At 60.7% G+C, this 23929-nt stretch carries 26 protein-coding genes; 17 read left to right on the plus strand and 9 right to left on the minus strand.

The window, feature by feature from the left end; all coding sequences use genetic code 11:
* Window positions 1-96: 96 nt before the first annotated feature.
* The 5 genes from ilvB (at window position 97) to KIG99_RS16150 (ending at window position 5807) form a co-directional block, all read left to right on the plus strand.
* Entirely contained in the window at window positions 97-1797 is a 1701-nt protein-coding gene (gene ilvB, locus KIG99_RS16130) for a biosynthetic-type acetolactate synthase large subunit (protein ID WP_226461071.1), read from the plus strand.
* A gap of 19 nt (window positions 1798-1816) precedes the next feature.
* Window positions 1817-2308, plus strand: a complete 492-nt coding sequence (gene ilvN / locus KIG99_RS16135; RefSeq protein ID WP_226442951.1) for an acetolactate synthase small subunit — start codon at window positions 1817-1819, stop codon at window positions 2306-2308.
* A gap of 24 nt (window positions 2309-2332) precedes the next feature.
* Window positions 2333-3349 carry a ketol-acid reductoisomerase gene (ilvC, locus tag KIG99_RS16140; protein ID WP_226461072.1) on the plus strand — a complete coding sequence of 339 codons (1017 nt, stop codon included), beginning with the start codon at window positions 2333-2335 and terminating at the stop codon, window positions 3347-3349.
* 144 nt (window positions 3350-3493) lie between these two features.
* Complete coding sequence (pssA, locus tag KIG99_RS16145) at window positions 3494-4246, plus strand: CDP-diacylglycerol--serine O-phosphatidyltransferase (RefSeq protein WP_226461073.1); 753 nt, start codon at window positions 3494-3496, stop codon at window positions 4244-4246.
* Window positions 4247-4262: 16 nt separating this feature from the next.
* On the plus strand, window positions 4263-5807 hold the full coding sequence (locus KIG99_RS16150) for a 2-isopropylmalate synthase (protein ID WP_226461074.1): 1545 nt from the start codon (window positions 4263-4265) through the stop codon (window positions 5805-5807).
* Window positions 5808-5843: 36 nt separating this feature from the next.
* Here KIG99_RS16150 and KIG99_RS16155 read toward each other — a convergent pair whose 3' ends face one another.
* Entirely contained in the window at window positions 5844-6203 is a 360-nt protein-coding gene (locus KIG99_RS16155; protein WP_226461075.1) for a DUF2069 domain-containing protein, read from the minus strand.
* On the minus strand, window positions 6200-6796 hold the full coding sequence (gene wrbA, locus KIG99_RS16160) for an NAD(P)H:quinone oxidoreductase (RefSeq protein ID WP_226461076.1): 597 nt from the start codon (window positions 6794-6796) through the stop codon (window positions 6200-6202). Before wrbA ends, KIG99_RS16155 begins: the two co-directional genes overlap by 4 nt.
* 105 nt (window positions 6797-6901) lie before the next feature.
* On the opposite strand from wrbA, the gene KIG99_RS16165 reads away from it, so the two are divergent.
* Window positions 6902-7651, plus strand: coding sequence for a YhjD/YihY/BrkB family envelope integrity protein (locus KIG99_RS16165; RefSeq protein WP_264180426.1), 750 nt, complete (start codon window positions 6902-6904; stop codon window positions 7649-7651).
* On the opposite strand, the gene KIG99_RS16170 is transcribed toward KIG99_RS16165, so the two are convergent.
* Window positions 7623-9137 (minus strand): hypothetical protein, encoded by a 1515-nt coding sequence (locus KIG99_RS16170; protein ID WP_226461078.1) that lies wholly within the window; start codon window positions 9135-9137, stop codon window positions 7623-7625. The genes KIG99_RS16165 and KIG99_RS16170 overlap by 29 nt on opposite strands.
* A gap of 176 nt (window positions 9138-9313) precedes the next feature.
* Here KIG99_RS16170 and rpsP point away from each other — a divergent pair, with 176 nt between their 5' ends.
* Genes rpsP through rplS form a run of 4 tightly spaced genes read left to right on the plus strand, consistent with a single transcriptional unit; the run spans window position 9314 to window position 11283 of the window.
* On the plus strand, window positions 9314-9568 hold the full coding sequence (gene rpsP, locus KIG99_RS16175; RefSeq protein ID WP_226442959.1) for a 30S ribosomal protein S16: 255 nt from the start codon (window positions 9314-9316) through the stop codon (window positions 9566-9568).
* A gap of 12 nt (window positions 9569-9580) precedes the next feature.
* The gene (gene rimM / locus KIG99_RS16180; protein ID WP_226461079.1) at window positions 9581-10093 is read left to right on the plus strand and encodes a ribosome maturation factor RimM; all 513 of its coding nucleotides are present in this window, start codon (window positions 9581-9583) and stop codon (window positions 10091-10093) included.
* Window positions 10094-10112: 19 nt separating this feature from the next.
* A complete protein-coding gene (trmD, locus tag KIG99_RS16185) occupies window positions 10113-10877 on the plus strand; it encodes a tRNA (guanosine(37)-N1)-methyltransferase TrmD (RefSeq protein WP_226461080.1) in 765 nt (254 codons plus the stop codon).
* A 25-nt stretch (window positions 10878-10902) separates the two neighbouring features.
* The gene (gene rplS / locus KIG99_RS16190) at window positions 10903-11283 is read left to right on the plus strand and encodes a 50S ribosomal protein L19 (protein WP_226442962.1); all 381 of its coding nucleotides are present in this window, start codon (window positions 10903-10905) and stop codon (window positions 11281-11283) included.
* Window positions 11284-11380: 97 nt separating this feature from the next.
* On the opposite strand, the gene folE2 is transcribed toward rplS, so the two are convergent.
* From folE2 to xseB, 4 genes are read right to left on the minus strand one after another with little or no spacing between them, the layout of a single operon-like run.
* A complete protein-coding gene (gene folE2 / locus KIG99_RS16195) occupies window positions 11381-12181 on the minus strand; it encodes a GTP cyclohydrolase FolE2 (protein WP_226461081.1) in 801 nt (266 codons plus the stop codon).
* Between the two features lie 14 nt (window positions 12182-12195).
* Entirely contained in the window at window positions 12196-14061 is a 1866-nt protein-coding gene (gene dxs, locus KIG99_RS16200; protein ID WP_226461082.1) for a 1-deoxy-D-xylulose-5-phosphate synthase, read from the minus strand.
* A 1-nt stretch (window position 14062) separates the two neighbouring features.
* Window positions 14063-14956 (minus strand): polyprenyl synthetase family protein, encoded by an 894-nt coding sequence (locus KIG99_RS16205; protein WP_226461083.1) that lies wholly within the window; start codon window positions 14954-14956, stop codon window positions 14063-14065.
* Window positions 14953-15192 (minus strand): exodeoxyribonuclease VII small subunit, encoded by a 240-nt coding sequence (gene xseB / locus KIG99_RS16210; RefSeq protein WP_226442966.1) that lies wholly within the window; start codon window positions 15190-15192, stop codon window positions 14953-14955. Before xseB ends, KIG99_RS16205 begins: the two co-directional genes overlap by 4 nt.
* Window positions 15193-15297: 105 nt before the next feature.
* Between xseB and KIG99_RS16215 the strand changes: the two genes are divergently transcribed.
* The 4 genes from KIG99_RS16215 (at window position 15298) to KIG99_RS16230 (ending at window position 18579) form a co-directional block, all read left to right on the plus strand.
* Window positions 15298-16434: an aromatic ring-hydroxylating oxygenase subunit alpha gene (locus tag KIG99_RS16215; RefSeq protein WP_226461084.1), complete on the plus strand. Its 1137-nt coding sequence runs from the start codon at window positions 15298-15300 to the stop codon at window positions 16432-16434.
* Window positions 16435-16500: 66 nt separating this feature from the next.
* The gene (locus KIG99_RS16220; protein WP_226461085.1) at window positions 16501-17352 is read left to right on the plus strand and encodes a DMT family transporter; all 852 of its coding nucleotides are present in this window, start codon (window positions 16501-16503) and stop codon (window positions 17350-17352) included.
* A gap of 40 nt (window positions 17353-17392) precedes the next feature.
* Window positions 17393-17740 carry a SpoIIAA family protein gene (locus KIG99_RS16225; protein ID WP_226461086.1) on the plus strand — a complete coding sequence of 116 codons (348 nt, stop codon included), beginning with the start codon at window positions 17393-17395 and terminating at the stop codon, window positions 17738-17740.
* Window positions 17737-18579 (plus strand): sulfurtransferase, encoded by an 843-nt coding sequence (locus KIG99_RS16230; RefSeq protein ID WP_226461087.1) that lies wholly within the window; start codon window positions 17737-17739, stop codon window positions 18577-18579. The genes KIG99_RS16225 and KIG99_RS16230 overlap by 4 nt, the downstream gene beginning before the upstream one ends.
* A gap of 36 nt (window positions 18580-18615) precedes the next feature.
* Here the strand turns inward: KIG99_RS16230 and KIG99_RS16235 are convergent, their stop codons facing one another.
* Both KIG99_RS16235 and queG read right to left on the minus strand, forming a co-directional pair.
* Window positions 18616-20025: a YdgA family protein gene (locus KIG99_RS16235; protein ID WP_226461088.1), complete on the minus strand. Its 1410-nt coding sequence runs from the start codon at window positions 20023-20025 to the stop codon at window positions 18616-18618.
* A gap of 93 nt (window positions 20026-20118) precedes the next feature.
* Entirely contained in the window at window positions 20119-21174 is a 1056-nt protein-coding gene (gene queG, locus KIG99_RS16240; protein WP_226461089.1) for a tRNA epoxyqueuosine(34) reductase QueG, read from the minus strand.
* On the opposite strand from queG, the gene tsaE reads away from it, so the two are divergent.
* The 3 genes from tsaE to KIG99_RS16255 all read left to right on the plus strand — a co-directional run bounded on the left by tsaE (window position 21169) and on the right by KIG99_RS16255 (window position 23911).
* Entirely contained in the window at window positions 21169-21684 is a 516-nt protein-coding gene (tsaE, locus tag KIG99_RS16245; RefSeq protein WP_226461090.1) for a tRNA (adenosine(37)-N6)-threonylcarbamoyltransferase complex ATPase subunit type 1 TsaE, read from the plus strand. The two genes, queG and tsaE, sit on opposite strands and share 6 nt — an antisense overlap.
* Window positions 21618-22964, plus strand: coding sequence for an N-acetylmuramoyl-L-alanine amidase (locus tag KIG99_RS16250; RefSeq protein WP_226461091.1), 1347 nt, complete (start codon window positions 21618-21620; stop codon window positions 22962-22964). The genes tsaE and KIG99_RS16250 overlap by 67 nt, the downstream gene beginning before the upstream one ends.
* A gap of 95 nt (window positions 22965-23059) precedes the next feature.
* Window positions 23060-23911: a hypothetical protein gene (locus KIG99_RS16255; RefSeq protein WP_226461092.1), complete on the plus strand. Its 852-nt coding sequence runs from the start codon at window positions 23060-23062 to the stop codon at window positions 23909-23911.
* The last annotated feature ends 18 nt before the right edge of the window (window positions 23912-23929 follow it).

Here is a 23929-nt window from a genome sequence, read left to right on the forward strand (position 1 = left end):
CTTGAGTATTATATGGTTATGTCGGCAAACCTTGACCGAACAAGGGCGGTCGATTAAGGTTACGCCCTTTTAGGCAACAGCTTTTTGGGCTCAAGAATGATGATCAGCGGTGCGGAAATTGTAATCAGGTGCCTGCAGGAAGAAAAGGTCGATTGTGTATTCGGTTACCCAGGTGGGTCCGTACTGCACATTTATGATGCCCTTTTCAAGCAAGAGCAGGTCAAGCATATTCTGGTTCGCCATGAGCAGGCAGCTGTTCACGCGGCCGATGCCTACTCGCGTTCCTCGCAGAAAGTCGGCGTTGCGCTGGTGACCTCCGGTCCGGGCGTGACCAATACCGTGACCGGTATTGCGACTGCCTACATGGACTCGATCCCGATGGTCGTGCTGTGCGGCCAGGTGCCGACCCAGTATATCGGCCAGGATGCCTTCCAGGAATGCGATACGGTCGGTATCACCCGACCCTGCGTCAAGCATAATTTCCTGGTCAAGGACGTCAAGGATCTGGCGGTCACGATCAAAAAGGCCTTCCATATCGCGTCGACCGGTCGCCCCGGTCCGGTGGTCGTGGATATCCCCAAGGACATCACCGCCCAGCTCTGCGAATTCGATTACCCGAAGAGCATCCAGATGCGCTCCTACAACCCGGTGGTCAAGGGGCATCTGGGGCAGATCAAGAAGGCCGTGCAGTTGCTGCAGGAAGCCAAGCGTCCGATCATCTACACCGGCGGTGGCGTGATTCTTTCCGATGCCGCAGAAAAACTGACCGAACTGGCGCACAAACTGAATTTCCCGGTCACCAATACCCTGATGGGCTTGGGCGGCTATCCTGCCACCGACCGTCAGTTCGTCGGCATGCTGGGCATGCACGGTACTTTCGAAGCCAATAACGCGATGCACTACGCCGACGTTATTCTCGCCATCGGTGCCCGTTTCGACGATCGCGTGATCGGCAGTCCCGAGCATTTCAGTGGTGAAAAGCGTCGCGTCATCCATATCGATATTGATCCGTCGTCGATTTCGAAGCGAGTCAAGGTTGATGTGCCTATCGTCGGCAATGTGCCGGACGTGCTCGATGAAATCCTCAAGCTGATGGATGGCAATTTCAAGACCGATCCGGAAGTTGCTCAATGGTGGAAGCAGATCGACGAATGGCGTGGTCGCGATTCGCTGCGTTATCGCCAGAGCGAACACATCATGCCGCAGTTCGTCATCGAAAAACTGTACGAAGTCACGGGTGGCGATGCCTTCATCACCTCCGACGTCGGTCAGCACCAGATGTTTGCCGCGCAGTACTACAAATTCGACAAGCCGCGCCGCTGGATCAACTCCGGTGGTCTGGGCACGATGGGGGTCGGTCTGCCGTACGGCATGGGCGTCCTGATGGCCAATCCGGATGCTCAGGTCGCCTGCGTCACCGGTGAAGGTTCGATCCAGATGTGTATCCAGGAAATGTCGACCTGCAAGCAGTACGGCTTGCCGATCAAGATCATCAACCTGAACAACGGCATGCTCGGCATGGTCCGTCAGTGGCAGGAAATGTTCTATTCCAAGCGCTACTCGCAGTCCTATGTCACCTCGCTGCCCGATTTCGTCAAGCTGGCTGAAGCCTACGGTCACGTCGGCATGAAAATCGAGAAGCCGGAGGATGTCGAGCCGGCGCTGCGCAAGGCCTTCACGGAACACAAGAATGATCTGGTCTTCATGGACTTCATCATTGATCCGGGTGCCAATGTCTTCCCGATGGTGGCGGCCGGCAAGGGCCTGACCGAAATGATCCTCGCTGAAGATCTGTAAGCGGGGGAGGAAAAGAAAAATGCGTCATATCATTTCCATCCTGATCGAAAACGAATCGGGTGCTCTCTCCCGTGTTGCCGGGCTGTTCTCGGCGCGCGGCTACAATATTGAATCGCTGACCGTGGCACCGACGGAAGATCCCTCGCTGTCCCGGATGACCATCCTGACCTGGGGTTCCGACGAGGTGCTCGAACAGATCACCAAACAGCTCAACAAGCTGGTTGATGTCGTCAAGGTGGTCGATCTCTCCGAAGCTGCCCACGTCGAGCGTGAGCTGATGCTGATCAAGGTTCGTGCTACCGGCAAGGACCGCGAAGAGATGAAGCGTATGGCCGATATTTTCCGTGGCCGCATCATTGATGTCACGGAATCGACCTTCGTAATCGAGTTGACCGGTGCCAGTTCAAAACTCGACTCCTTCATCGCCGCGCTCGATGCCGGCCTGATTCTCGAAACCGTTCGTACCGGTGTCTGTGGCATCGGTCGCGGTGATCGTATTCTTAAAGTCTGACTATCTATAAATAAAGAGGATTTCATGAAAGTTTATTACGACAAGGACGCTGATCTCTCCCTCATCAAGGGCAAGAACGTCACCATCGTTGGCTACGGTTCGCAAGGCCATGCCCACGCCCAGAATCTGCGCGATTCCGGCGTGAACGTGACCGTTGGCCTGCGCAAGAGCGGTGCCTCCTGGTCCAAGGCCGAAGGTGCTGGCCTGAAGGTTGCCGAAGTTGCCGAAGCCGTTGCTGCTGCTGATCTGGTCATGATTCTGCTGCCGGACGAAAACATTCCCGAGGTTTACAAGAACGACGTCGAGCCGAACATCAAGAAGGGTGCAACCCTGGCTTTTGCACACGGCTTCAACGTGCATTACAACCAGGTTGTGCCGCGTGCCGACCTCGACGTGATCATGGTTGCTCCGAAGGGCCCGGGCCACACCGTGCGTTCCGAATACCTCAAGGGTGGCGGTGTGCCGTCCCTGATCGCCATTTACCAGGACAAGTCCGGCAAGGCCAAGGATATCGCCCTCTCTTACGCTGCTGCCAATGGCGGTACCAAGGGTGGCGTCATCGAGACCAACTTCCGCGAAGAAACCGAAACCGACCTGTTCGGTGAGCAGGCTGTTCTGTGTGGTGGCGCCGTCGAGCTGGTCAAGATGGGTTTCGAAACCCTGACCGAAGCCGGCTACGCTCCGGAAATGGCTTACTTCGAGTGCCTGCACGAACTCAAGCTGATCGTCGACCTGATGTACGAAGGCGGCATCGCCAACATGAACTACTCGATCTCGAACAACGCCGAATATGGCGAGTACGTGACCGGTCCGGAAGTCATCAACGAGCAGTCGCGTGCAGCCATGCGCAATGCCCTGAAGCGCATCCAGACGGGCGAATACGCCAAGATGTTCATCCTCGAAGGCAAGACCAACTATCCTTCGATGACGGCCCGTCGTCGTCTGAACGCCGTGCATCCGATCGAAACGGTCGGCGGCGCGCTGCGCGACATGATGCCGTGGATCAAGAAGAACAAGCTGGTCGACCAGACCAAGAACTAAGTTTGTTCTGTGCCCGGTAGGGCAGCCTTGCCCTACCTTCGCTCTCGGGCGGTGCGGAATCTCGCACCGCCCTTGTCGCTTCTGGAATTTGATGTGGGCTAGGGTGTATCCTTCAAGCCCCTTCCGGCCAAATTGTCGTGATCAATGACTGAACTCAAGCCACGTAAAGCACTGTTTAATCCCGAACTCAAACGGCGCGGCATTTACATCCTGCCCAACCTGTTCACCACGGCGGCGCTGTTTGCCGGCTTCTTTGCCATTGTGCAAGCGATGCAGGGCGATTTCGAGCGGGCTGCAATGGCCATCTTCATCGCCATGGTGCTCGATGGCCTCGATGGTCGGGTGGCGCGTCTGACGCATACCCAGTCAGCCTTTGGCGCCGAGTACGATTCGCTGTCCGACATGGTCAGCTTCGGTGCGGCGCCGGCGCTGGTGATTTATGAGTGGGCGTTGCGTGACATGGGGCGTCTGGGCTGGATTGCCGCCTTCATCTACTGTGCCGGTGCTGCCTTGCGCCTGGCGCGCTTCAACACGACGCTGGAAGTCATGGACAAGCGTTTCTTCCAGGGCTTGCCTTCGCCGGCAGCGGCAGCGCTGGTGGCCGGCCTGGTCTGGGTGATGATCGTTTCCGGTGTGTCCGGTGCTGATGTGCGCTGGCTGGCCTGTGTGCTGACCATCGTGGCCGGCGTGACCATGGTCTCCAATATCCGCTACTACAGTTTCAAGGACGTCAATCTGAAGAAAAGCGTGCCTTTCTTCGTGATCGCTGCCATCGCGTTGGGTTTCGCGCTGGTCGCCTACAGTCCGGAAATCGCCCTTTTCGGGTTCTTTGTCCTTTACGGTTTGTCCGGCTACGTGCTGGCCACGCTTGGCCTTTTCAAGCGCAAGGCGCTGTGACAACTCGGAGCAACTCATGAACAAGCAACATCTGGTAATTTTTGACACCACCCTGCGCGACGGCGAACAAAGCCCCGGCGCATCGATGACCAAGGAAGAAAAGATCCGCGTTGCCCGCCAGCTGGAAAAAATGCGGGTTGACGTGATCGAGGCCGGTTTTGCCGCTGCTTCGCCGGGCGATTTCGATTCCATTCAGGCGATTGCCCAGGTCATCAAGGATTCGACCATCTGCTCGCTGGCACGCGCCAACGAGAACGACATCCGCCGTTCCGGCGAGGCGATCAAGCCGGCCAAGTCCGGGCGTATCCATACCTTCATCGCGACTTCTCCCATTCACATGGAAAAAAAGCTGCGCATGACGCCCGATCAGGTGGTCGAGCAGGCGGTCAAGGCGATCGGCTGGGCGCGTGAATACACCGACGATGTCGAATTCTCGGCCGAAGATGCCGGGCGCTCGGAAATCGATTTCCTGGTCCGCATCTTCGATGAAGTGATCAAGGCGGGGGCAACGACGATCAATGTGCCGGATACCGTTGGCTACAACATTCCGCAGCAGTATGCCGAGACGATTCGTCAGCTGATCGAGCGCGTGCCGAACTCCGACAAGGTGATCTGGTCGGTGCATTGCCACAACGACCTCGGTCTCGGTGTCGCCAACTCGCTGGCTGCCGTGCTGGCCGGGGCGCGCCAGGTGGAGTGCACGATCAACGGCCTTGGCGAACGGGCCGGCAATGCCTCGCTGGAAGAAGTGGTGATGGCGGTGCGCACGCGTGCCGATGTGTTCCCGGTGGAAACCCGCATCGACACGACGCAGATCGTGCCGGCTTCGAAGCTGGTTTCGCAGATCACCGGTTATCCGGTGCAGCCGAACAAGGCGGTGGTCGGAGCCAATGCCTTTGCGCACGAGTCCGGCATTCACCAGGACGGCGTGCTCAAGCATCGCGAAACCTACGAGATCATGCGCGCCCAGGATGTCGGCTGGTCGCAGAACAAGCTGGTCCTCGGCAAGCACTCCGGGCGCAATGCCTTCAAGACCCGCCTGCAGGAGCTGGGAATCGAGCTTGATAGCGACGAGGCGTTGAACGCCGCCTTTGCCCGCTTCAAGGAGTTGGCTGACCGCAAGCACGAAATTTTCGACGAAGACCTGCATGCGCTGGTTTCCGATGAGGTGGTGACGCCGGAGCAGGAGCATTACAAGCTGGTCTATTCGTACGTCTGCTCGGAAACCGGCGAGATGCCGCATGCTTCGGTGATCCTCAATGTCGGTGGCGTCGAGCAAAAAGGCGAGGCTGGCGGCGGTGGACCGGTGGATGCCACGTTCAAGGCGATCGAAAGCATTGCCGGTAGTGGTGCCGAGCTGCTGCTCTATTCGGTCAATGCGATCACGACCGGGACCGATGCCCAGGGCGAGGTGACGACGCGACTTGCCAAGGGCGGGCGCATCGTCAACGGCAATGGTGCGGATACCGACATCGTCATTGCCTCGGCGCGTTCCTACCTGAACGCCCTGAACAAGCTGCATTCGACGCTCGACAAGGTGCGGGCGCAGGGCGACGTCTAAAAAGCGCTTGCGCCCCGCAGAAAGGCCGCTCCGGTGTTACTGGGCGGCCTTTTCTTCTTGCGGGAGGCGCGTGCTGCGAATGTAGAGAATCACCGAAACAAACAAGATGGTGGCGAGAAGGGTTTCGCCGGCGGCCAGCCACTGTGAAAGTCCGTGATCGCTGGTGGCGCGTAGCAGGCCTTCCATCAGGTAGAACTGGATGAAGAGCGACAGCCATTTGTAGGTGTAGCGCTTGCCGCGCAGGATGCCGAACAGCGGAATCAGCAAAAAGACGGCTTTCAGGATCATCCATGAGCCCCCCGGGCGCAGCGGAGCCAGCCAGCCTTCCCAGACAAGGCAAAGAAAAGTCAGGGCGACGAGGCTGATGCTCGCGGTCAGTTGGTAGTGCTTGCTCACGGTCGACTCAGTTTCAGGGCAATATTTGCCAGGCGCTTGCCTTGGGCAAAGGCGAGCCGGCTTTCGGTTTCAGAGAGTTGCGGGTTGCCGTCGCTGCCAGCCACCCGGCTGGCGCCATAAGGCGTGCCACCGCTGCTGGTATGGGCGAGGTCGGGCTCGGTGAAGGGCAGGCCGGCGAGCAGCATGCCATGGTGCAGCAGGGGTAGCATCATGCTGAGCAGGGTGCTTTCGTTACCGCCGTGCTGGCTGGCGCTGGAGGTGAAAACGCAGGCCGGCTTGCCGGCCAGACTGCCGTTTTGCCAGGCGGCAATGGTGCTGTCCCAGAAATATTTCATCGGTGCGGCCATGTTGCCGAAGCGCACCGGGCTGCCCAGGGCAAGACCGGCGCATTCTTCAAGATCGGCGAGTTCGACATAGGGCGCACCGGCGTCCGGGATGGCGTCAGCACTGGCTTCGCAGACGGTGGAGACGCGCGGCACGGTGCGCAGCCGGGCCTGGGCGCCGGGGACGGATTCGATACCGCGTGCAATGCGTTCGGCGAGGGCGCGAACCGAGCCGCGATGGCTGTAATAGAGAACGAGGATGTCTTGCATGGTCGGCTATTATACGGCCCCATGCAAACGCACTCCCGTTATCGTCGAACCCGGCCGAAGCCGGTCCGCGCCATCAGCATATTTCAGCGTTTTCATAACGAGAACATGATGCAGACGAGTTCGGCGCTGGCTTTTACCACCCTGATGGCGCTGGTGCCGCTGGTTGCCGTGGTGCTTTCAGTGGCGGATACGGTTCCCTATCTCGATGTGCTGCTCGGTCGCCTGGATTTGCTGATCCAGGGGGCGATGCTGCCGCAAGGCGCGGCGGGTACGATTGCCGGCAGTATTGGCCGCTTTTCGCACAAGGCGCAGCAGTTGACCGTGGCCGGCATTGCCTTTCTCAGCATTACGGCGTTTTTGTTGATGAATACCATCGAGCGTGCGCTGAATCATTTGTGGCAGGTTGGGCCGCGGCCGCTCCTGGCGCGCTTGCGTCTCTACGCACTGGCGATGGCGGTCTGGCCGTTTATCCTGGGGGCGGTGGCGGCAGCGATGTCGTTTGCCGTGACAACCTCGCTCGGTTTGTTCGACGAGCCGGTCTGGATTCGCCGCTTTCTGCTGAAGGGGGTTTCAATCGCCTTGCTTGGCTTGTTTTTTTCCTTCGTTTATTACGCCGTTCCCAATGTCAATGTGCCACGACGGGCAGCCTTGCTGGCCGGGCTTTTTGCTACGCTGGCTTTCGCTGCCATGCAGAAGGTGTTCGAACTGTATCTGGTCAGTTCGGCGATGCTGAAAAGCATCTACGGCGCCTTTGCCGCATTTCCGGTGTTTTTGATCTGGCTGCACCTGTCCTGGGCGGTAGTACTGTTTGGCGGCCTGATTGCGGCTAGTCTGTCCCGTCCGGCGCAACGCTGAATATCTCGATCAGGCCGGTTTGCTCATCAAGCTTGGTGGCGCGTACTTCGCGAATTTCCAGGTTGTGTTTTTCCACCAGAACGATGATCCGGTGACTTTCGTCCTTGAGGACGCCGCTTGGCATGATCAGCGATTGTGCGCGGGGGGGCGTCAGTTTTTCCGGCAGGACGAGAGCGGAAATGCTTCTGGCATCGCGCGAATCGGGGAGCGTGATTTTTGCGGCGATGGCCTGTGAAGCAAGGAGTTGCAAGCCCAGTTCGATGTGTTCCGGATTCTCGGAGAGCGCCCAGCGGACAATGCAGATGTGCCACAGGGGCTCTGTTTCGCTGCGCTCGCCGCTTGGCCGCAGGGCGACGACGTCGCCAACCCTCAGGCGATGGGTCTGTCCGGCCATGTGCATCAAGGCGTAGCCGTCCGGACTTTCATTGATCACCATCCATTCGCTGAGGCTGGTGTTTTCCTCGTGCGGGGCCTTGAACAGGCGCCACAGATTATTAAGGCCAACGCACAGTTGCACACGATAAGACTGGCGACGCCGAGGGAAACGGCGTTTTGCCGGTTGCCCCCAGAGCAGGTTGAGGCGACGCAGGGTGCCTTGCCCCGAGCTGGTTTCAGCAAAAGTGCTCAGGCCGAGTGCGGCTGCCTTGACGCCTTGTTTGAGCAGGGAAAGGTCTTCGCGGGCCTTGCTGGCGATTTCTTCGCAGGAAAAATAAAGTATTCGTGTCTCGGCGGCAGGAATGCGTCTGATCAGCGCGTGGGCCGGCAGGTCTTTTTCCTGATCGATCCAGAATACGCCGGAGTTGTCCGGCGGACTGTCGTAAAGATTGAGGTTGTGGTTGTTCTGTTCGATGTACTGGCTGATGAATTCGAGTTCGCGCGAGTTGAACGAGGCCGGTTGTGCGATTGCTGCGAGCAGGGCGCTGGTGTAAATCTGCAGGATCGACTGGCTGTCGCGAGGGCCGGGCAGTTCGGCAACCCCCAGGCGGCGTGCGGTGCGGAATGCGGAATGAAGTTGCTGCCACAAGCCGATTCCGGTCGGTGAGGCAACCAGGTGGTTGATCCGGATTTGCCAACTGATGCAGTACATGACGCGGCGCAGTGTGGTCTGCGGCGTGCGGGATGGCGAGCCGCCCAGCGGGTCGAAGAGCTCGGCAAGTGTATTGAAATAATCCTGGGTCAGGGTTTCCAGCAGCTTCAGGGTCAGCCGGATACGCTGGCGCAGTTTGCGTGAAATCGGCAGCGCAACTTCGTAAAGGCTGGGGCGTTCGGCTTCGACCAGCTTTTCCGCCTGTCCGTACAGCAGGTCGAGGAGCTTGATGCGCTGGGCTGTTGGAATGGGGGTTTCCCGCAGCAGCAGGAGTTGCCGGTAGAGTGGCTCGAGGTTTTCGGCTGCCGGCTGGTCGTGCGTCAGAGCCAGCCACTCAAGAATGCTCTTGATGTTGGCTTCGGCTGATATTGCTAGATGGTTCTCCGGCTCGGTGCTCATTTCGGGCGAGAATAAACAAAAATTTACATTCTGACCATCTGTGCGGCGACCAAAGGTCTGTTCCGTCCTCCGGGTGGCATCAGGCGCCCATCGTTTTTAGATTGGCTAAGTGGCTTGTTTTTCCTTGGTAAAGAGATATAATCTCGGGTCTTTTTTCCAGCTTACGAAAGAATCACATGGTTGTTATTCGTCTTGCACGTGGTGGCGCCAAGAAGCGTCCTTTCTACAACATGGTTGTTACCGATTCGCGCAATCGTCGCGATGGCCGCTTTGTCGAGCGCATCGGCTTCTACAACCCGGTTGCCTCCGGCAATGCTGAAGGTCTGCGCATCGCTACCGATCGCCTGGCTTACTGGCAAGAAAATGGCGCCCAGCTCTCCCCGACGGTTGCCCGTCTGGTCAAGCAGCACGCTGCTCAGCAAGCCGCCTAAGCAGTTTTCGCTTTGACCGGCAACGATATTGTTATTCTGGGGCGGCTTGCCGACCCCTATGGAATTCGTGGCTGGCTGAAGCTGCATCCTTTTGGCGATGACCCGCTGGACTGGGATGAAATTCCTGTTTGGTGGATCAGCAAGGACGGCGAGTCGTGGCGTGAATGCGGGCTGAAAGGCCTGAAAGTTCACGGTAATGGTGTCGTGGTGCTGCTTGACGGCATTGACGACCGGACTGCAGCCGAAGCCATGAAGGGTGTATTGGTCGGGGCGCCGCGCGATGCGTTGCCCGAGACTGATGAAGATGAGTTTTACTGGGCCGATCTGATCGGTCTGGAAGTCATCAATACCGCTGATGAGCGGCTCGGCAAGGTGGTCGGGCTGCTCGAAACGGGGGCGCACGATGTTTTGCGCGTCGTTGGTGATGACGAAGTCGAACGTCTGCTGCCGTTTGTGGCGGCAGTCGTGCTGACGGTGGACAAGGAAGCGCAACTGATCCGCGTGGAGTGGGGGAGCGACTGGTGAGTCGCAGGGGCAGCAAGGGGTGATCCGCTTTGATTGCATTACCCTCTTCCCGGAGATGTTCGCGGCAGTAACGGAAAGTGGCATTACCCGTCGGGCGCTGGAAGAGCAGCGCTGGGCCTGGCAAGGCTGGAATCCGCGTGATTTCGCCGAAAATGCCTGGCGGCGGGTGGATGATCGTCCCTTTGGTGGCGGCCCTGGCATGCTGATGCAGGCCGCGCCGCTGGAAAAGGCGATCAATGCTGCCAAGGCGCAGCAGCGCGAGGCGGGTCTGGCGAACAGTCGGGTCATCTACCTCTCGCCGCAGGGTGCGCCGCTCACTCATGAACGGGTGATGCAGCTGGCGACTGGCGAGGAAGGTTTGATTCTTCTTTGCGGGCGTTATGAAGGAATTGACGAGCGTCTGATCGAGCGCTGTGTCGATGAAGAAATTTCGATCGGGGATTTTGTCCTGTCCGGCGGCGAGTTGCCGGCGATGGTGCTGATTGATGCCGTCGTCCGCCAGTTGCCGGGCGTATTGGGCGATGCCGCTTCGGCGGTGGAAGATTCGTTTGTCGGTGGTTTGCTGGATTGTCCGCACTACACGCGGCCCGAGATATACGAGGGCGCGGCGGTGCCGGAGGCCTTGATGTCCGGTGACCACAAAAGAATTCGACGCTGGCGGCTGAAACAGTCGCTGGCCCGGACCCGGAAGCGCCGGCCGGATTTGCTGGCGCACCGCGTGTTGAGCGCGGAAGAAACGCAACTACTCACGGAGATTTCCGGAGAGGAGCAATGCGGTGAGTAAGTGTTTATAAATTAGAGGATCTCACATGAACCTGATTGAACAGCTGGAAAAAGAAGAAATTGCCCGTCTCGGCAAGACCATTCCTGACTTCGCACCGGGCGACACCGTTGTCGTGCAAGTGAAGGTCAAGGAAGGTAACCGCGAGCGTCTGCAGGCTTACGAAGGTGTTGTCATCGCCAAGCGTAACCGCGGTCTGAACTCTGCTTTCACCGTTCGCAAGATTTCTTCCGGTGAAGGCGTCGAGCGTACTTTCCAGTCCTATTCGCCGCTGGTCGCTTCGATCGAAGTCAAGCGCCGTGGTGATGTGCGTCGCGCCAAGCTGTACTACCTGCGCGAGCGTTCGGGCAAGTCGGCTCGTATCAAGGAAAAGCTGGTCCGCAAGGAAAAGCCGGTCGCCGCTGCTTAATACGCAGATCAAGACCACAAAAAAAAGGGCGCTTCGGCGCCCTTTTTTATTTTCCGGTTTTCGCCCCTGGCGGGGCGTCGACCGGTGAGGAAGCCGTTCAGGCTGCCGTCTTGTCCTTTTCGATCAGCGCGTAGGCCGAATGGTTGTGAATGGACTCGAAATTTTCCGATTCGACCACGTAGGCGTCGATGCGGGCTTCTGCGTTGAGACGGGCAGCAACGTCGCGCACCATGTCTTCGACGAATTTCGGATTGTCGTAGGCGCGTTCGGTGACGTACTTCTCGTCGGGGCGCTTGAGCAGGCCGTAAAGCTCGCAGGAGGCTTCCTGTTCGACCAGTTGGGCAAGCTCCTCGATCCAGACGAAATCGTTCGTCCTGGCCGTTACCGTGACGTGTGAGCGCTGGTTGTGGGCGCCGTATTCGGAGATTTTCTTCGAGCAGGGGCACAGGCTGGTCACCGGCACGACGACCTTGACCGAGGTGGTGACCTTGCCGTGGCAGATGTCACCGATGAAGGTCACGTCGTAATCCATCAGGCTCTGCACGCCGGAAACCGGGGCCGTCTTGTTGATGAAGAACGGGAAGTTCATCTCGATGTGGCCGGTTTCGGCTTCGAGCTTGACGACCATGTCGCTGAGCATGGCCGGGAAGTTCTCGACCGAGATTTCGCGCTCGTGGCTGTTCAGGATCTCGACGAAGCGCGACATGTGGGTGCCCTTGAAATTGTGGGGCAGGCCGACGTACATGTTGAACACGGCGATAGTGTGCTGGACGCCGACGGACTTGTCCTGGACCTTGACCGGATGGCGGATCGACTTGATGCCGACCTTGTTGATAGCGATCTGGCGGGTGTCGGCAGAGTTCTGGACGTCGGGGATGGTGCTGTTCGGGGTGCTCATGGGCTGTTCTTCAATCAATTATTGTGGGTTGTTGCGGGCGAAGCCGCACGTACGGCGCGCACGATGCCGTCTTTGTCGAGGCCAAGTTCGGCCAGTAACTGGCCTTGTTCGCCGTGGTCGATAAAGCGGTCGGGCAGGCCGAGGCGCAATACCGGCACCTTCAGCCCGCGTTCCGCCAGCACCCGTTCGATTTCCGAACCGGCGCCGCCGATGATCGCATTCTCTTCGATAGTGACCAGCAGGGAATGGTTCCCGGCCAGTGCAACAATCAGTTCGACATCGAGCGGCTTGATGAAGCGCATGTTGGCGACCGTTGCGTCGAGTTCATTGCCGGCGGCCTCGGCGGCGGTGACCAGGCTGCCGAAGGCGAGCAGCGCGATATCCTTGCCCTGGCGGCGGATTTCGCCCTTGCCGACAGGTAGACCGGTGAGATCCGTTGCTGGAGTCTTGCCACTGCCGCCGCCGCGCGGGTAGCGCACCATGCTTGGGCAATCGAGTTCGTAGGCGGTAGACAGCATCTTGCGGCATTCGGCTTCGTCGGCCGGGGCCATGACCACCATGTTGGGAATGCAGGTGACGAAGGAGAGGTCGAAGGTGCCGTGGTGGGTCGGGCCATCAGCGCCGACCAGGCCACCGCGGTCGACCGCGAAAATCACCGGTAAATTCTGCAGGGCGACGTCGTGGATCAGTTGATCGTAGGCGCGCTGCAGGAAGGTCGAGTAGATCGCGACGACCGGCTTCAGGCCTTCGCAGGCGAGGCCGGCGGCAAAGGTCACGGCATGCTGCTCGGCGATGCCGACATCGAAATAACGCTCGGCGTGTTCGCGGGCAAAGCGGACCATGCCGGAGCCTTCGCTCATTGCCGGCGTGATGCCGATCAGGCGGGTGTCTGCCTTGGCCATGTCGCACAGCCAGTCGCCGAAAACCTGGGTGTAGGTCAGCTTGCCGCCGCCCTTGCCGGATTTGATGCCTTCATCCGGCGCGAACTTGGCGACGCCGTGATAGAGGATGGGATCGGCTTCGGCCAGCTTGTAGCCCTGGCCCTTCTTGGTGATGACGTGCAGGAACTTCGGGCCCTTCAGGTCGCGCAGGTTTTCCAGCGTCGGGATCAGGGCGTCGAGGTCGTGGCCGTCGATCGGGCCGTAGTAATGAAAACCGAATTCCTCGAACAGCGTGCCCGGCGCGATCATGCCCTTGACGTGTTCTTCGGCGCGGCGCGCCAGTTCGAGCAGCGGTGGCGCGAAGCCGAGCATGTGGCGGCCGGCCGAGCGGGCGACGTTGAAGGTCTTGCCCGACATCAGGCGGGTCAGGATGTTGTTGAGCGCGCCGACCGGCTCGGAGATCGACATCTCGTTGTCGTTGAGGATGACCAGCATGTCGGTATCGCCGACACCGGCATTGTTCATGGCCTCGAAGACCATGCCGGCGGTCATTGCGCCGTCACCGATGATGGCCACCGCCTTGCGGTTCTCACCCTTGAGTTTGGCGGCCTGTGCCATGCCCAGGGCAGCCGAGATCGAGGTCGAGGAATGGCCGACGCCGAAGGTGTCGTAGGGGCTTTCGCAACGCTTCGGGAAGCCGGAGATGCCGCCGTGCATGCGCAAGCGGCTCATGCCTTCGCGGCGTCCGGTGAGGATCTTGTGGGCGTAGCACTGGTGGCCGACGTCCCAGACCAGGCGGTCGTCCGGCGTATTGAAAACGGCGTGCAGGGCAATCGTCAGTTCGACGGTGCCGAGATTGGACGACAGGTGGCCGCCGGTCCGGGCGACCGAATCGATCAGGAAGTCGCGCAGCTCGCTGGCGAGTTGCGGCAACTGCTTGCGTTCCAGGCTGCGCAGCTCGGCCGGGCTGTTGATGCTTTCGAGCAGGGGGTAGCTCATCTCAGAATTGCCGGTGGCAGATGAAATCGGCCAGCTCGGTCAGGCGGCTGGCGCGGTCGCCGAAGATGGCGAGGGCGGCAAGTGCATCGGCGCGCAGTTCGTCGGCGTACTGGCGGGCGCCGTCGAGGCCGAGCAGGCTGACATAGGTCGGCTTGTCGGCCGCTTCGTCCTTGCCGGCCGTCTTGCCGAGCGTGGCGGTACTTGCCGTGCAGTCGAGGATGTCATCGACGACCTGGAAGAGCAGGCCGGCGCGTTTGGCGAAACGGTCGAGATTGCTGCGCTCTTCGGCCGACAGCGGCTGGCCGGCGAGGGCGCCGAGCAGCACGGCGGCGCGGATCAGGGCGCCGGTCTTGAGGGCGTGCATCAGTTCGAGTTCGGGCTGATCGAGCGCCTTGCCGACCGAGGCGAGATCGATCGCCTGGCCGCCGGCCATGCCGCGCGAGCCGCTGGCGTGGGCGAGCAGGCTGATCATTTCGAGCTGGCGGGCCGGATTGGCATCAGGCTGGCTGGCGAGCAGTTCGAAGGCGAGCGTCTGCAGGCTGTCGCCAACGAGCAGGGCGGTCGGTTCGTCAAATTCGACGTGGCAGGTCGGTCGACCGCGGCGCAGCACATCGTCGTCCATGCACGGCAGGTCGTCGTGCACCAGCGAGTAGGCGTGGATCAGTTCGACGGCGCAGGCGGCAACGTCGAGTTGCTCCGGGCTGGCCCCGGTCAGTTCGCCAGCGGCGAAGGCGAGCAGCGGGCGGACGCGCTTGCCGCCGCCCAGCGTCGCGTAGCGCATCGCTTCGTGCAGGCGGGCAGGAATGCAGTCAAGGCCGGGCAGATGCCGGGCGAGCGCGGTTTCGGTGCGGGCCTGGGTAGCGGCCATCCATTCGGCAAACGGGGTAGCGCTCACTCAGCCTCCAGGCTTGTACGGTCAACGTCCTTGAACTGGCCATTTTCGAGAACACGAATCTGCGTCTCGGCAGCGCTCAGCTGGGCCTGGCAGTGTTGCATCAGTTCCATGCCGCGACGATAGGCGGCGATGGAGGCTTCGAGTTCGAGTTTGCCGCTTTCCATGCTGGAGACGATGTTTTCGAGCTCGCCCATGGCGGTTTCGAATTTCATGTCGGCGATGGGGGATTGATCCATGTCAACGGGTTTCAAGGAAACACGCGAAAATACTCCATCCGGGGGCTTCTGGTCAAATTGAGGGCAGGGTAAAATCCCGCTTTTTTAACCCGCTGGAGGCGTGGAATGTCCGACGTGGCGAGCTTGTCCCGTTTGGCCCCCGCAGTTTCCCAACTGCCGGTGGACTGGTATTTCGATGAAAAAATTCATGAGCTGGAGAAAAAGCTCATCTTCGATGCCGGTCCGGGATATGTCGGCCACCAGTTGATGGTGCCCGAAGCGGGCAATTATCGTTCGCTGGAATGGAAGGACCACGGCCAGATGCTGCTCAACGGCGGCCAGTCGGGTGAGCACGCAGGTATCTGGCAGATGTCCAACGTCTGCCGGCATCGCCAGGCGATCATGCTGCAGGGCTCGGGCAAGCTGCAGGGCAATGTCGTCTGCCCGATCCACCGCTGGACCTACGATACCGCCGGTCAACTGATCGGGGCGCCGCATTTTCCGCAGAATCCCTGCCTCAACCTGAACAAGGCCAAGCTGGAAAACTGGAGCGGCCTGCTCTTCAAGGGGCCGCGTTCGGCCAATGCCGATCTGGCCGGGATGAACGTTGCCGGCGAATTCGATTTTTCCGGCTACAAGCTCGACCATGTCGAGATGCACGAGTGCAACTACAACTGGAAGACCTTCATCGAGGTCTATCTCGAGGACTATCACGTCGTGCCCTACCACCCGGGGCTGGGCAATTTTGTCACCTGTGACGATCTGAGCTGGCAGTTCGGCGATTGGTATTCGGTGCAGAAGGTCGGCATCACCTCGCTGCTGAAGGATTCTTCCTCCTCTGCCTACAACCGTTGGCAGAAGGTGGTGCGCGAATATTACGGCGATCGTGGCCAGACGCCGCCGCAGGGCGCGGTGTGGCTGACCTACTATCCGAACATCATGGTCGAGTGGTATCCGCACGTGCTGGTCGTGTCGACGCTGATTCCGCAGGGGCCGAACAAGACGATGAATGTCGTCGAGTTCTACTACCCCGAGGAAATCGTCGATTTCGAGCGCGAGTTCATCGAGGCTGAACGTGCGGCCTACATGGAAACCGCGATCGAGGATGACGACATCGGCGAACGCATGGATCGCGGCCGCAAGGCGCTGCTCGCCGAAGGTCGCAACGAAGTCGGTCCGTATCAGAGCCCGATGGAAGACGGCATGCAGCACTTCCACGAGTTCTACCGCCGGATCATGCAGGAGCAGATCGAGGCGCGCTGATCACGGCATGCAAGGCAAGGGGCGTCGGGGTAGAATCCGACGCCTTTTTTATTTTCGAGCCGCTTCATGCAATCACTCTGGATGGTCGTCGCCAGCCTGCTTTTCGCTTGCATGGGGGTGTGCGTCAAATATGCCGCGCAAACGCACTCGGCGGTCGAAATCACCTTTTACCGCAGCTTCATCTCGCTGATCCTGATGTTCTGCCTGGTGCGCCTGCGTGGCGTGCCATTGGCGACACCGCACTGGCGCTGGCAAATCAGCCGTGGCGTGGTCGGCTTTATCGCCCTGTTTGCCTATTTTTATGCAATCACCCTGTTGCCGCTGGCGACGGCGGTGACGCTCAACTACACCTCGGCGATTTTCCTTGCCATCTACCTGGCGCTGGCCGGCATGCGCCTGCGCGCCGGCATTCTCGGGGCGCTGCTGGTCGGCCTGCTCGGCGTCGCCTTGCTGCTGCGACCGACGCTGGGCGCCGAACAACTGCTTGGTGGCCTGGTTGGTCTGGGCTCCGGCGTGCTGGCCGGCATGGCTTACTTCAGTGTGCGCGAACTGGGTGAGCGGGGCGAGCCGGAGGCGCGCACGGTGTTTTACTTTTCCCTGGTTTCCTCGGTCTGTGGCGGCGCCTGGCTGTTGTTCAGCGAACTTCACGCGGTCGACCTGCATAGCGGCCTGCTTTTGCTCGGCGTCGCCTGCTTCGCGACGGTTGCCCAACTCGCCATGACCCGCGCCTACACGCGCGGCAAGACCCTGATGTCGGCGGCGCTGGCTTACAGCACGGTGATTTTTTCCAGCCTGTTCGGCGCGTTGTTCTGGGGCGAGGTGCTCGATGGCGAGGCGTGGTTCGCGATCGGCCTGATCATCCTGTCCGGCATCGCGGCGACACACTTTTCCCGCGCCGCACCGGTGGAACAGGATTAAACGGCGTTAAACTCGAAGCAAACAACAACGGAGTCAAACCATGATTGTCATCGACCACCAACTCAGCCGCGTCAACGTTTCCGTCTTTGGCGAATTCACGCTGGCCGATTACAAGGAATTCGAAGAGGTCGTCAATTACAAGGTCAAGTTCGAAGGTCCGGTCGATCTCTGTTTCGATCTCAGCCAGATGGCCGACCTGACCATCGACGTCGCCTGGGAAGAAATCAAGTTCTCGCGCGCCCATGCCAACGACTTCAAGCGTGTTGCCGTGGTCACCGACAGTCAGTGGGTGACGTGGAGTGCCTGGTTGTCGCAGACCTTCGTCAATGCCGACGTCGAAGTGTTCGATAACGCCGAAGAAGCGCAAGGCTGGCTCGCCGCAGCATGAGTTACACGACCCTGGTCGACGTCGCGACGCTGACGGCACATCTTGCTGATCCGGACTGGCTGGTGGTCGATGTGCGCCACCAGCTGGCCGATACCGGCTATGGCGAGCGCGCCTATGCGGCCGGCCATATTCCCGGCGCGGTCTTCCTGCACTGCGACCGCGATCTGTCGGGGCCGATGAATGGCGCCAATGGCCGCCATCCGCTGCCGGCACCGGAAAAACTGGCGCAGTGTTTCGGCGGGATCGGTATCGGGCCGCAAACGCAGGTCGTGGTGTACGACGATGCGCAGGGCATGATCGCCGGTCGCCTGTGGTGGCTGTTGCGCTGGCTCGGCCATGACCGGGTGGCCTTGCTCGATGGCGGCCTGCAGGCCTGGCAGGCGGTCAACGGCCCATTGACGCCGGAAATGCCGCGCCGCTCGCCAACAACTTTTGTGGCCACTATGTGCGAGTCCTGCGTTGATGCAGACTACGTGCGCGCTTTCATGCAGACCTCGCGCATGCATCTGGTCGATGCGCGGGCACCGGATCGTTTTCGTGGCGAGAACGAGACGATGGATCCGGTCGGCGGCCATATTCCCGGCGCGGTCAACCGCTTTTTTCGCGACAATTTGCAGGCCGATGGCCGTTACAAGCCGGCCGCGGAGCTACGTGCCGAGTGGCTGGCGATACTCGCCGGCACGACGCCCGAGCAGGTCGTGCACCAGTGTGGTTCGGGCGTTTCCGCCTGTCACAACATGCTTGCCATGGAAATTGCCGGCCTGACCGGCTCCCGGCTCTACGCCGGTTCGTGGAGCGAGTGGTGCGCTGATCCGGCGCGGCCGGTCAGCACCGGTTGAAACAAAGCCCCGCCCGATGTGGCGGGGCTTTTTTCCTTATTGGGCCGGGTTGACCGCCTGCGGGTTGAACGGCACGCCATTGACGTTGAGCTGCCCCTTGCTGAAACCGATCTTGCTGCGCAGCATGCTGCCGTCCTGCTGCACATAGCCTTGCTCGATCAGCCCGGCGATCTGCGGTGCCTGGGCGGTGTCGCCAAGCAGGCTGGCGGGCAGGGCGATATCTGCGCTGGCCTCGAGTTTGCCGAGCAGCATGAAAGGATTGGCCAGTTCTTCCGGTTTCAGTTCGCCCAGCTTGGCGCTGGCCGAGATTTGGGCTTCGCCTTGCGGGCTTTGGAAGCTGATCCGGTCGACACGGATTTCCGGGCTGAATTTGAGTAGCGCCAGTGCCGGGTCGCGCAGCGCTGTCATGCTCTGCAGCATGGCCGCCGGCTCCCTGGCGGAGCGGCGGCTCGGGTCGGCATACCATTGCAGCAGGGCGCGATGCAGATTGGCCAGCGTGCGTGCATGCAGGTGGCGCAGCGAAAAGTCGTAGTGAGCCGGCGCGTAGTTCTGGGCACCGATTTGCGCCACTTCGACGCCGATCTTGCCGATCAGGTCGATGAACTCGCCATTGAGCGGCGCAGCCGCGTCGTAGGTGAGCTGTTTGAGCAGGAAGGCCGGCTTTTCAACGCCTTCGGGATTTTTGCCTTCGTTGAAATTCAGCTGCGCCAGCGTCATCTTGCTGCTGCCGACATAAAAGCGGGGCTCGTCGTCAAACAGGCGCTGCTGGTCGGCTTCCAGATGCAGTCCGTTCATCTGGAAAAGGCCGCCCTGCTCATTCGTGATTTCCAGGCCGGGGGCGTCGGCCTGCAGCGTGTAGTGCTGCAGGTGGTTGCTGAAATCGACCACCATCCGGATGCCACCCCAGCTTGCCCGGCCGCCTTTGCCGTCTTCGGTTTTGGGCAGGTCGAAGGCAAATGCCGGGCTGCTTGCTGTGCTGACGCCGCCGCCCAGCAGGTGCAATTCGCTGTGAATTTGCAGCGGTTTCTGGTCGCCGAACAGGGTCTTGGCTTGTTGCTGCTGTTCGGCGGTCAGCACCAGTTCGCTGTCGGCGACGGCTGCTGCCATTGTCGAGAAACCTGGGAACGGGCCATGCTGGAAATCGGTGCGCAGCGTGATCCGGATCGGTTCGGCGGGCGGAGTTTCTCCACTGCTGGCGCTGTCGTCGGCCTTGGCAAGGGCGGTCAGTTCGTCAATGCCGACCAGTTCGATGGTGGTGGTTTCGCTCGAGGAAAAAATGCCGCGCTGGAAATCACGGCTGACCAGTTTGACGTAGGGCTGCTGCTCGAAGGAGCGATATTGCTCGTCCTGCATGGCTTCGATGCGCATGCCGAGAAACCAGGCGCTGGCGGGGTAGGCGATGGCGACGAGGGCGGCGCCGAGGGCGAGAAGGGCGGGTTTTTTCATGGTCGGATCAGTCGGAGGAAGAGCGAGCAGAGTCGCGGGTGCGGCGCATCATGCCATTGTTATAGTTTGTCCGGCAAGCGGCGCGCGGGCAGTTCAGTCGGTGCATTCGCCCAGGCGGGCCAGTGCCCAGGCGACATGTTCGCGTACCAACGGCGAAGGATGGTCGGCCCGGCTATTCAGTGCGGCCAGCGTGGCTGGCGTCGCTTCGCCATTGCCCAGTCCGATGGCGATATTGCGCAACCAGCGTTCATGCCCGATGCGTCGGATCGGGTTGCCGGCGAGGCGATCGTTGAATTGCTGTTCGCTCCAGGCGAACAGCTCGGTCAGTTGCGCCGTGTCCAGGCCGTGGCGCGGCGCAAATTCGCCATCCCCCTGCTGCGCAAAGCGGTTCCATGGGCAGCACAACTGGCAGTCGTCGCAGCCGTAGATGCGGTTGCCGATCAGCGGGCGGAATTCCTCGGGAATGGCGCCGTCGAGTTCGATGGTCAGGTAGGAAATGCAGCGCCGCGCATCGACGCGGTAGGGCGCAATGATGGCGCCGGTCGGGCAGGCGCTCAGGCAGGCCGTGCAGCTGCCGCAGTGTTCGGCAATCGGCGCATCGGGCGGCAGCGGCAGGTCGGTGTAGATTTCGCCGAGAAAGCGCCAGGAACCCTGTTTCGAGAGCAGCAGCGTGTGCTTGCCGCGCCAGCCGAGGCCGGCCTGGCTGGCGAATTCGACTTCCATGACCGGTGCCGAATCAGAAAAGGCGCGATAGCCGAAGGGGCCGATCCGGGCGCTGATTGCATCCGCCAGTTTCTGCAGCCGGCTGCGCACCACCTTGTGATAGTCGCGGCCCTGGGCGTAGCGGGAAATCGCGGCCTGGCCGGGCTGGTCGGCGATTTTTGCATGTGGCAGGTAGTCGACCGCTACGGAAATCACCGTGATCGTGCCGGGCTGCAGCAAGGCCGGCTGGGCGCGCAATTCGGCGTGCCGGGCCATATAATCCATCCCGCCATGGCAGCCGGCGGCCAGCCAGTCGCGCAGATGCCCGGCGGCAGCGCCCACGTCGGCGCGCGCCACGCCGATGGCGGCAAAGCCCAGTTTTTCTCCGGCCTGACGGATGTCTTCCTTCAGTGCCGCGTAATCCACAGTGGAGTCCTGATCGTGCATAGCCCCGATGTTACCGCCGTTTTTGAATTGCCCGACGAGGCCGCAACGCAGCGCCTCGGTGCCTGCCTGGCGCCGCTGCTCGCCGGCGGGCGCGTCGTCTTCCTCGAAGGTGACCTCGGGGCGGGCAAAACGACGCTGGTGCGGGCCTTGATTCGGGCGCTCGGTTATGCCGGGCCGGTCAAAAGTCCGACCTATTCTCTGGTTGAAGTTTACGTAATTTCGAGCTTATACTTATATCACTTTGATTTTTATCGGTTCGAGTCACCGGAGGAGTTCCTCGATGCGGGCTTTTCTGAATACTTTAACGAGCATGCGCTCTGCCTTGTCGAATGGCCGGAACGCGCTGCAGGCTGCGTACCGTCGCCAGACCTGCGGTTGCGCCTTCATCATGCAGGTCTCGGGCGTGTCCTCGAAGCCGTGGCAGATACACCGGAAGGGACGCAATGCATAAGAGGGCTAAAGTCAGCCTGGACCGACGGCAGCTACTCCGCTATGCCGGCGCCTCGCTGATCCTCTCTGTTTCACCACTGGCCGGGGCCGCCATCAAGGCGCCCTCGGTGCTCGCCGTGCGCATCTGGCCGGCACCCGATTACACGCGGGTCACGCTCGAATGCGACGCGCCGCTCAAATACACGCAATTCACCGTCGAGAATCCGGACCGTCTGGTCGTCGATATCGAAGGTGTCGAATTCAACAGCGTGCTCGACAGTCTGGCGCGCAAGGTCGCGACCGACGATCCCTACATCAAGCTGCTGCGTGCCGGGCGTTTCAAACCCGGTGTCGTGCGCCTGGTCATGGAGCTCAAGACCAAGGTCACACCGCAGGTTTTCGAACTCAAGCCGGCTGGCGAATACGGCCACCGGCTGGTCCTCGACGTCTATCCGGTCAATCCGCCCGACCCGCTGATGGCGCTGCTTGAAGGGCGTAAGGATGCGGTCGAGCCGCCGCGCCTCGAACAGGATTTCCAGATCGGCAAGAAAGAGCCGGAAGATGCGCCGCTGAAAAAGGCCGAGAAGCTGCCGGAAGCGCCCGAAGTTCACACCAGCAAAAAATCGGGTAAACCGGTGGTCGACCGCCTGGTCACCGTCATGCTCGATCCCGGCCATGGCGGCGAAGATCCGGGGGCGATAGGGCAGGGCGGCTCCTACGAAAAGAACGTCACGCTGCAGGTTGCCAAGCGCCTCAAGGCGCGCATCGATGCCGAACCCAACATGCGGGCCGTGCTGACGCGCGATTCCGATTTCTTCGTGCCTTTGGGCATGCGCGTGCAGAAGGCGCGCCGCGTCCAGTCCGACCTCTTCCTGTCGATCCACGCCGACGCCTGGATCAAGCCGGATGCGCGTGGTTCCTCTGTGTTCGTGCTCTCCGAGCGCGGCGCATCGAGCACGCAGGCGCGCCTGCTCGCGCAGCGCGAAAACGAGGCGGATCTGGTCGGCGGCGTCAATATCAGCGCCAAGGACCTGTTCCTGGCGCGCACCCTGCTCGACCTGTCGCAGACGGCAACGATCAACGACAGCCTGAAACTGGGCAAGTACCTGCTTGGCGAACTGGGTTCGGTCAATACGCTGCACAAGAACAATGTCGAGCAGGCGAGTTTTGCCGTGTTGAAGGCGCCGGATATTCCTTCGGCACTGATCGAGACGGCCTTCATTTCCAATCCGGAAGAAGAGCGTCGCCTGAATGACGATGCCTACCAGGACAAGCTGGCCGAGGCCATTGTGCGCGGCGTGCGCCAGTATTTCAGCAAGAATCCGCCGGGGCCGAAAGCGAAACTGGCAACGTTGGGCTGATCGCGCAAAATCAGGTCGCTGTCTGCTTGTCTGCCGGCAAGGCGTGAATCACCGATTCGCGCCTTTTTTATTTCAGTGTTTTCTTTGGGTGATGCATGCGCAAACTGATTGCCGAACTCCAGCGGCTGTATTTTCTTCCCGGTCAGCACTGGCAGAGCGATGAGGGTGATGATTCCCGGTCTGGCGCCGCCATCGCCGATGCGCTGGCGCGCAGTCTGGATGGCGAGTTTGCCATTGAACTCCGGCAGCCCGTTGCGGCGGAGCAAGTCCGGTTCATGCGGCTGAATTTCACGAAAGCGCGTGACTGGGAGGCGGTCGCCCGGGTTTATCAGGCGGTGCAGGATGAACTCGACCTGCCGCGGCCGGCGGTTTCGGTTTCCGCCGAGAGCGGTTTTCACCTCTGGTTTTCCTTGCTTGAACCGATTTCGGTCGAGTCGGCAAGGTCCTTTCTCGAGGCTTTGCGGCGCAGATACCTGGCTGAAGTCCCGGTTGCGCACATTGCGTTTTTTCCCGGCGACGACAACGCCGCCGGTGTGACGCTGGTGCCGGCGCTGCAGTCGGCGAGCGGAAAGTGGTCAGCTTTCATCGATCCGAGCATGGGCAGCATGTTTGTCGAGGAATCCGGGCTGGACATGGCGCCCAACATGGAGCGCCAGGCGGACATGCTGGCGGCGCTCAAAAGCATCAAGTCGGAAGACTTCGTCCGGGCACTCGAACTGCTGCTGGCGCCTGTCGAAGCGGAGAACTCGATGCCCGCCCTTGCTGCCGGCGAGCGTGATGCCAGTCCGCTGCAGCGACAGTCGGCCGATCTTCTTGACGTCGGCAGTAATTTCACGGATCCGGCTGCTTTCCTGCTGGCGGTGATGAATGACGCATCGGTCAGCGCCTGCCATCGAATCGAGGCGGCCAAAGCCTTGTTGCCCTATTTTGCCAGCCCGGCGAAGTAAGCGGCTGTCGCGGTCAAC

Source organism: Quatrionicoccus australiensis (assembly GCF_020510425.1).
In the GTDB taxonomy this organism is placed as follows: domain Bacteria; phylum Pseudomonadota; class Gammaproteobacteria; order Burkholderiales; family Rhodocyclaceae; genus Azonexus; species Azonexus australiensis_A.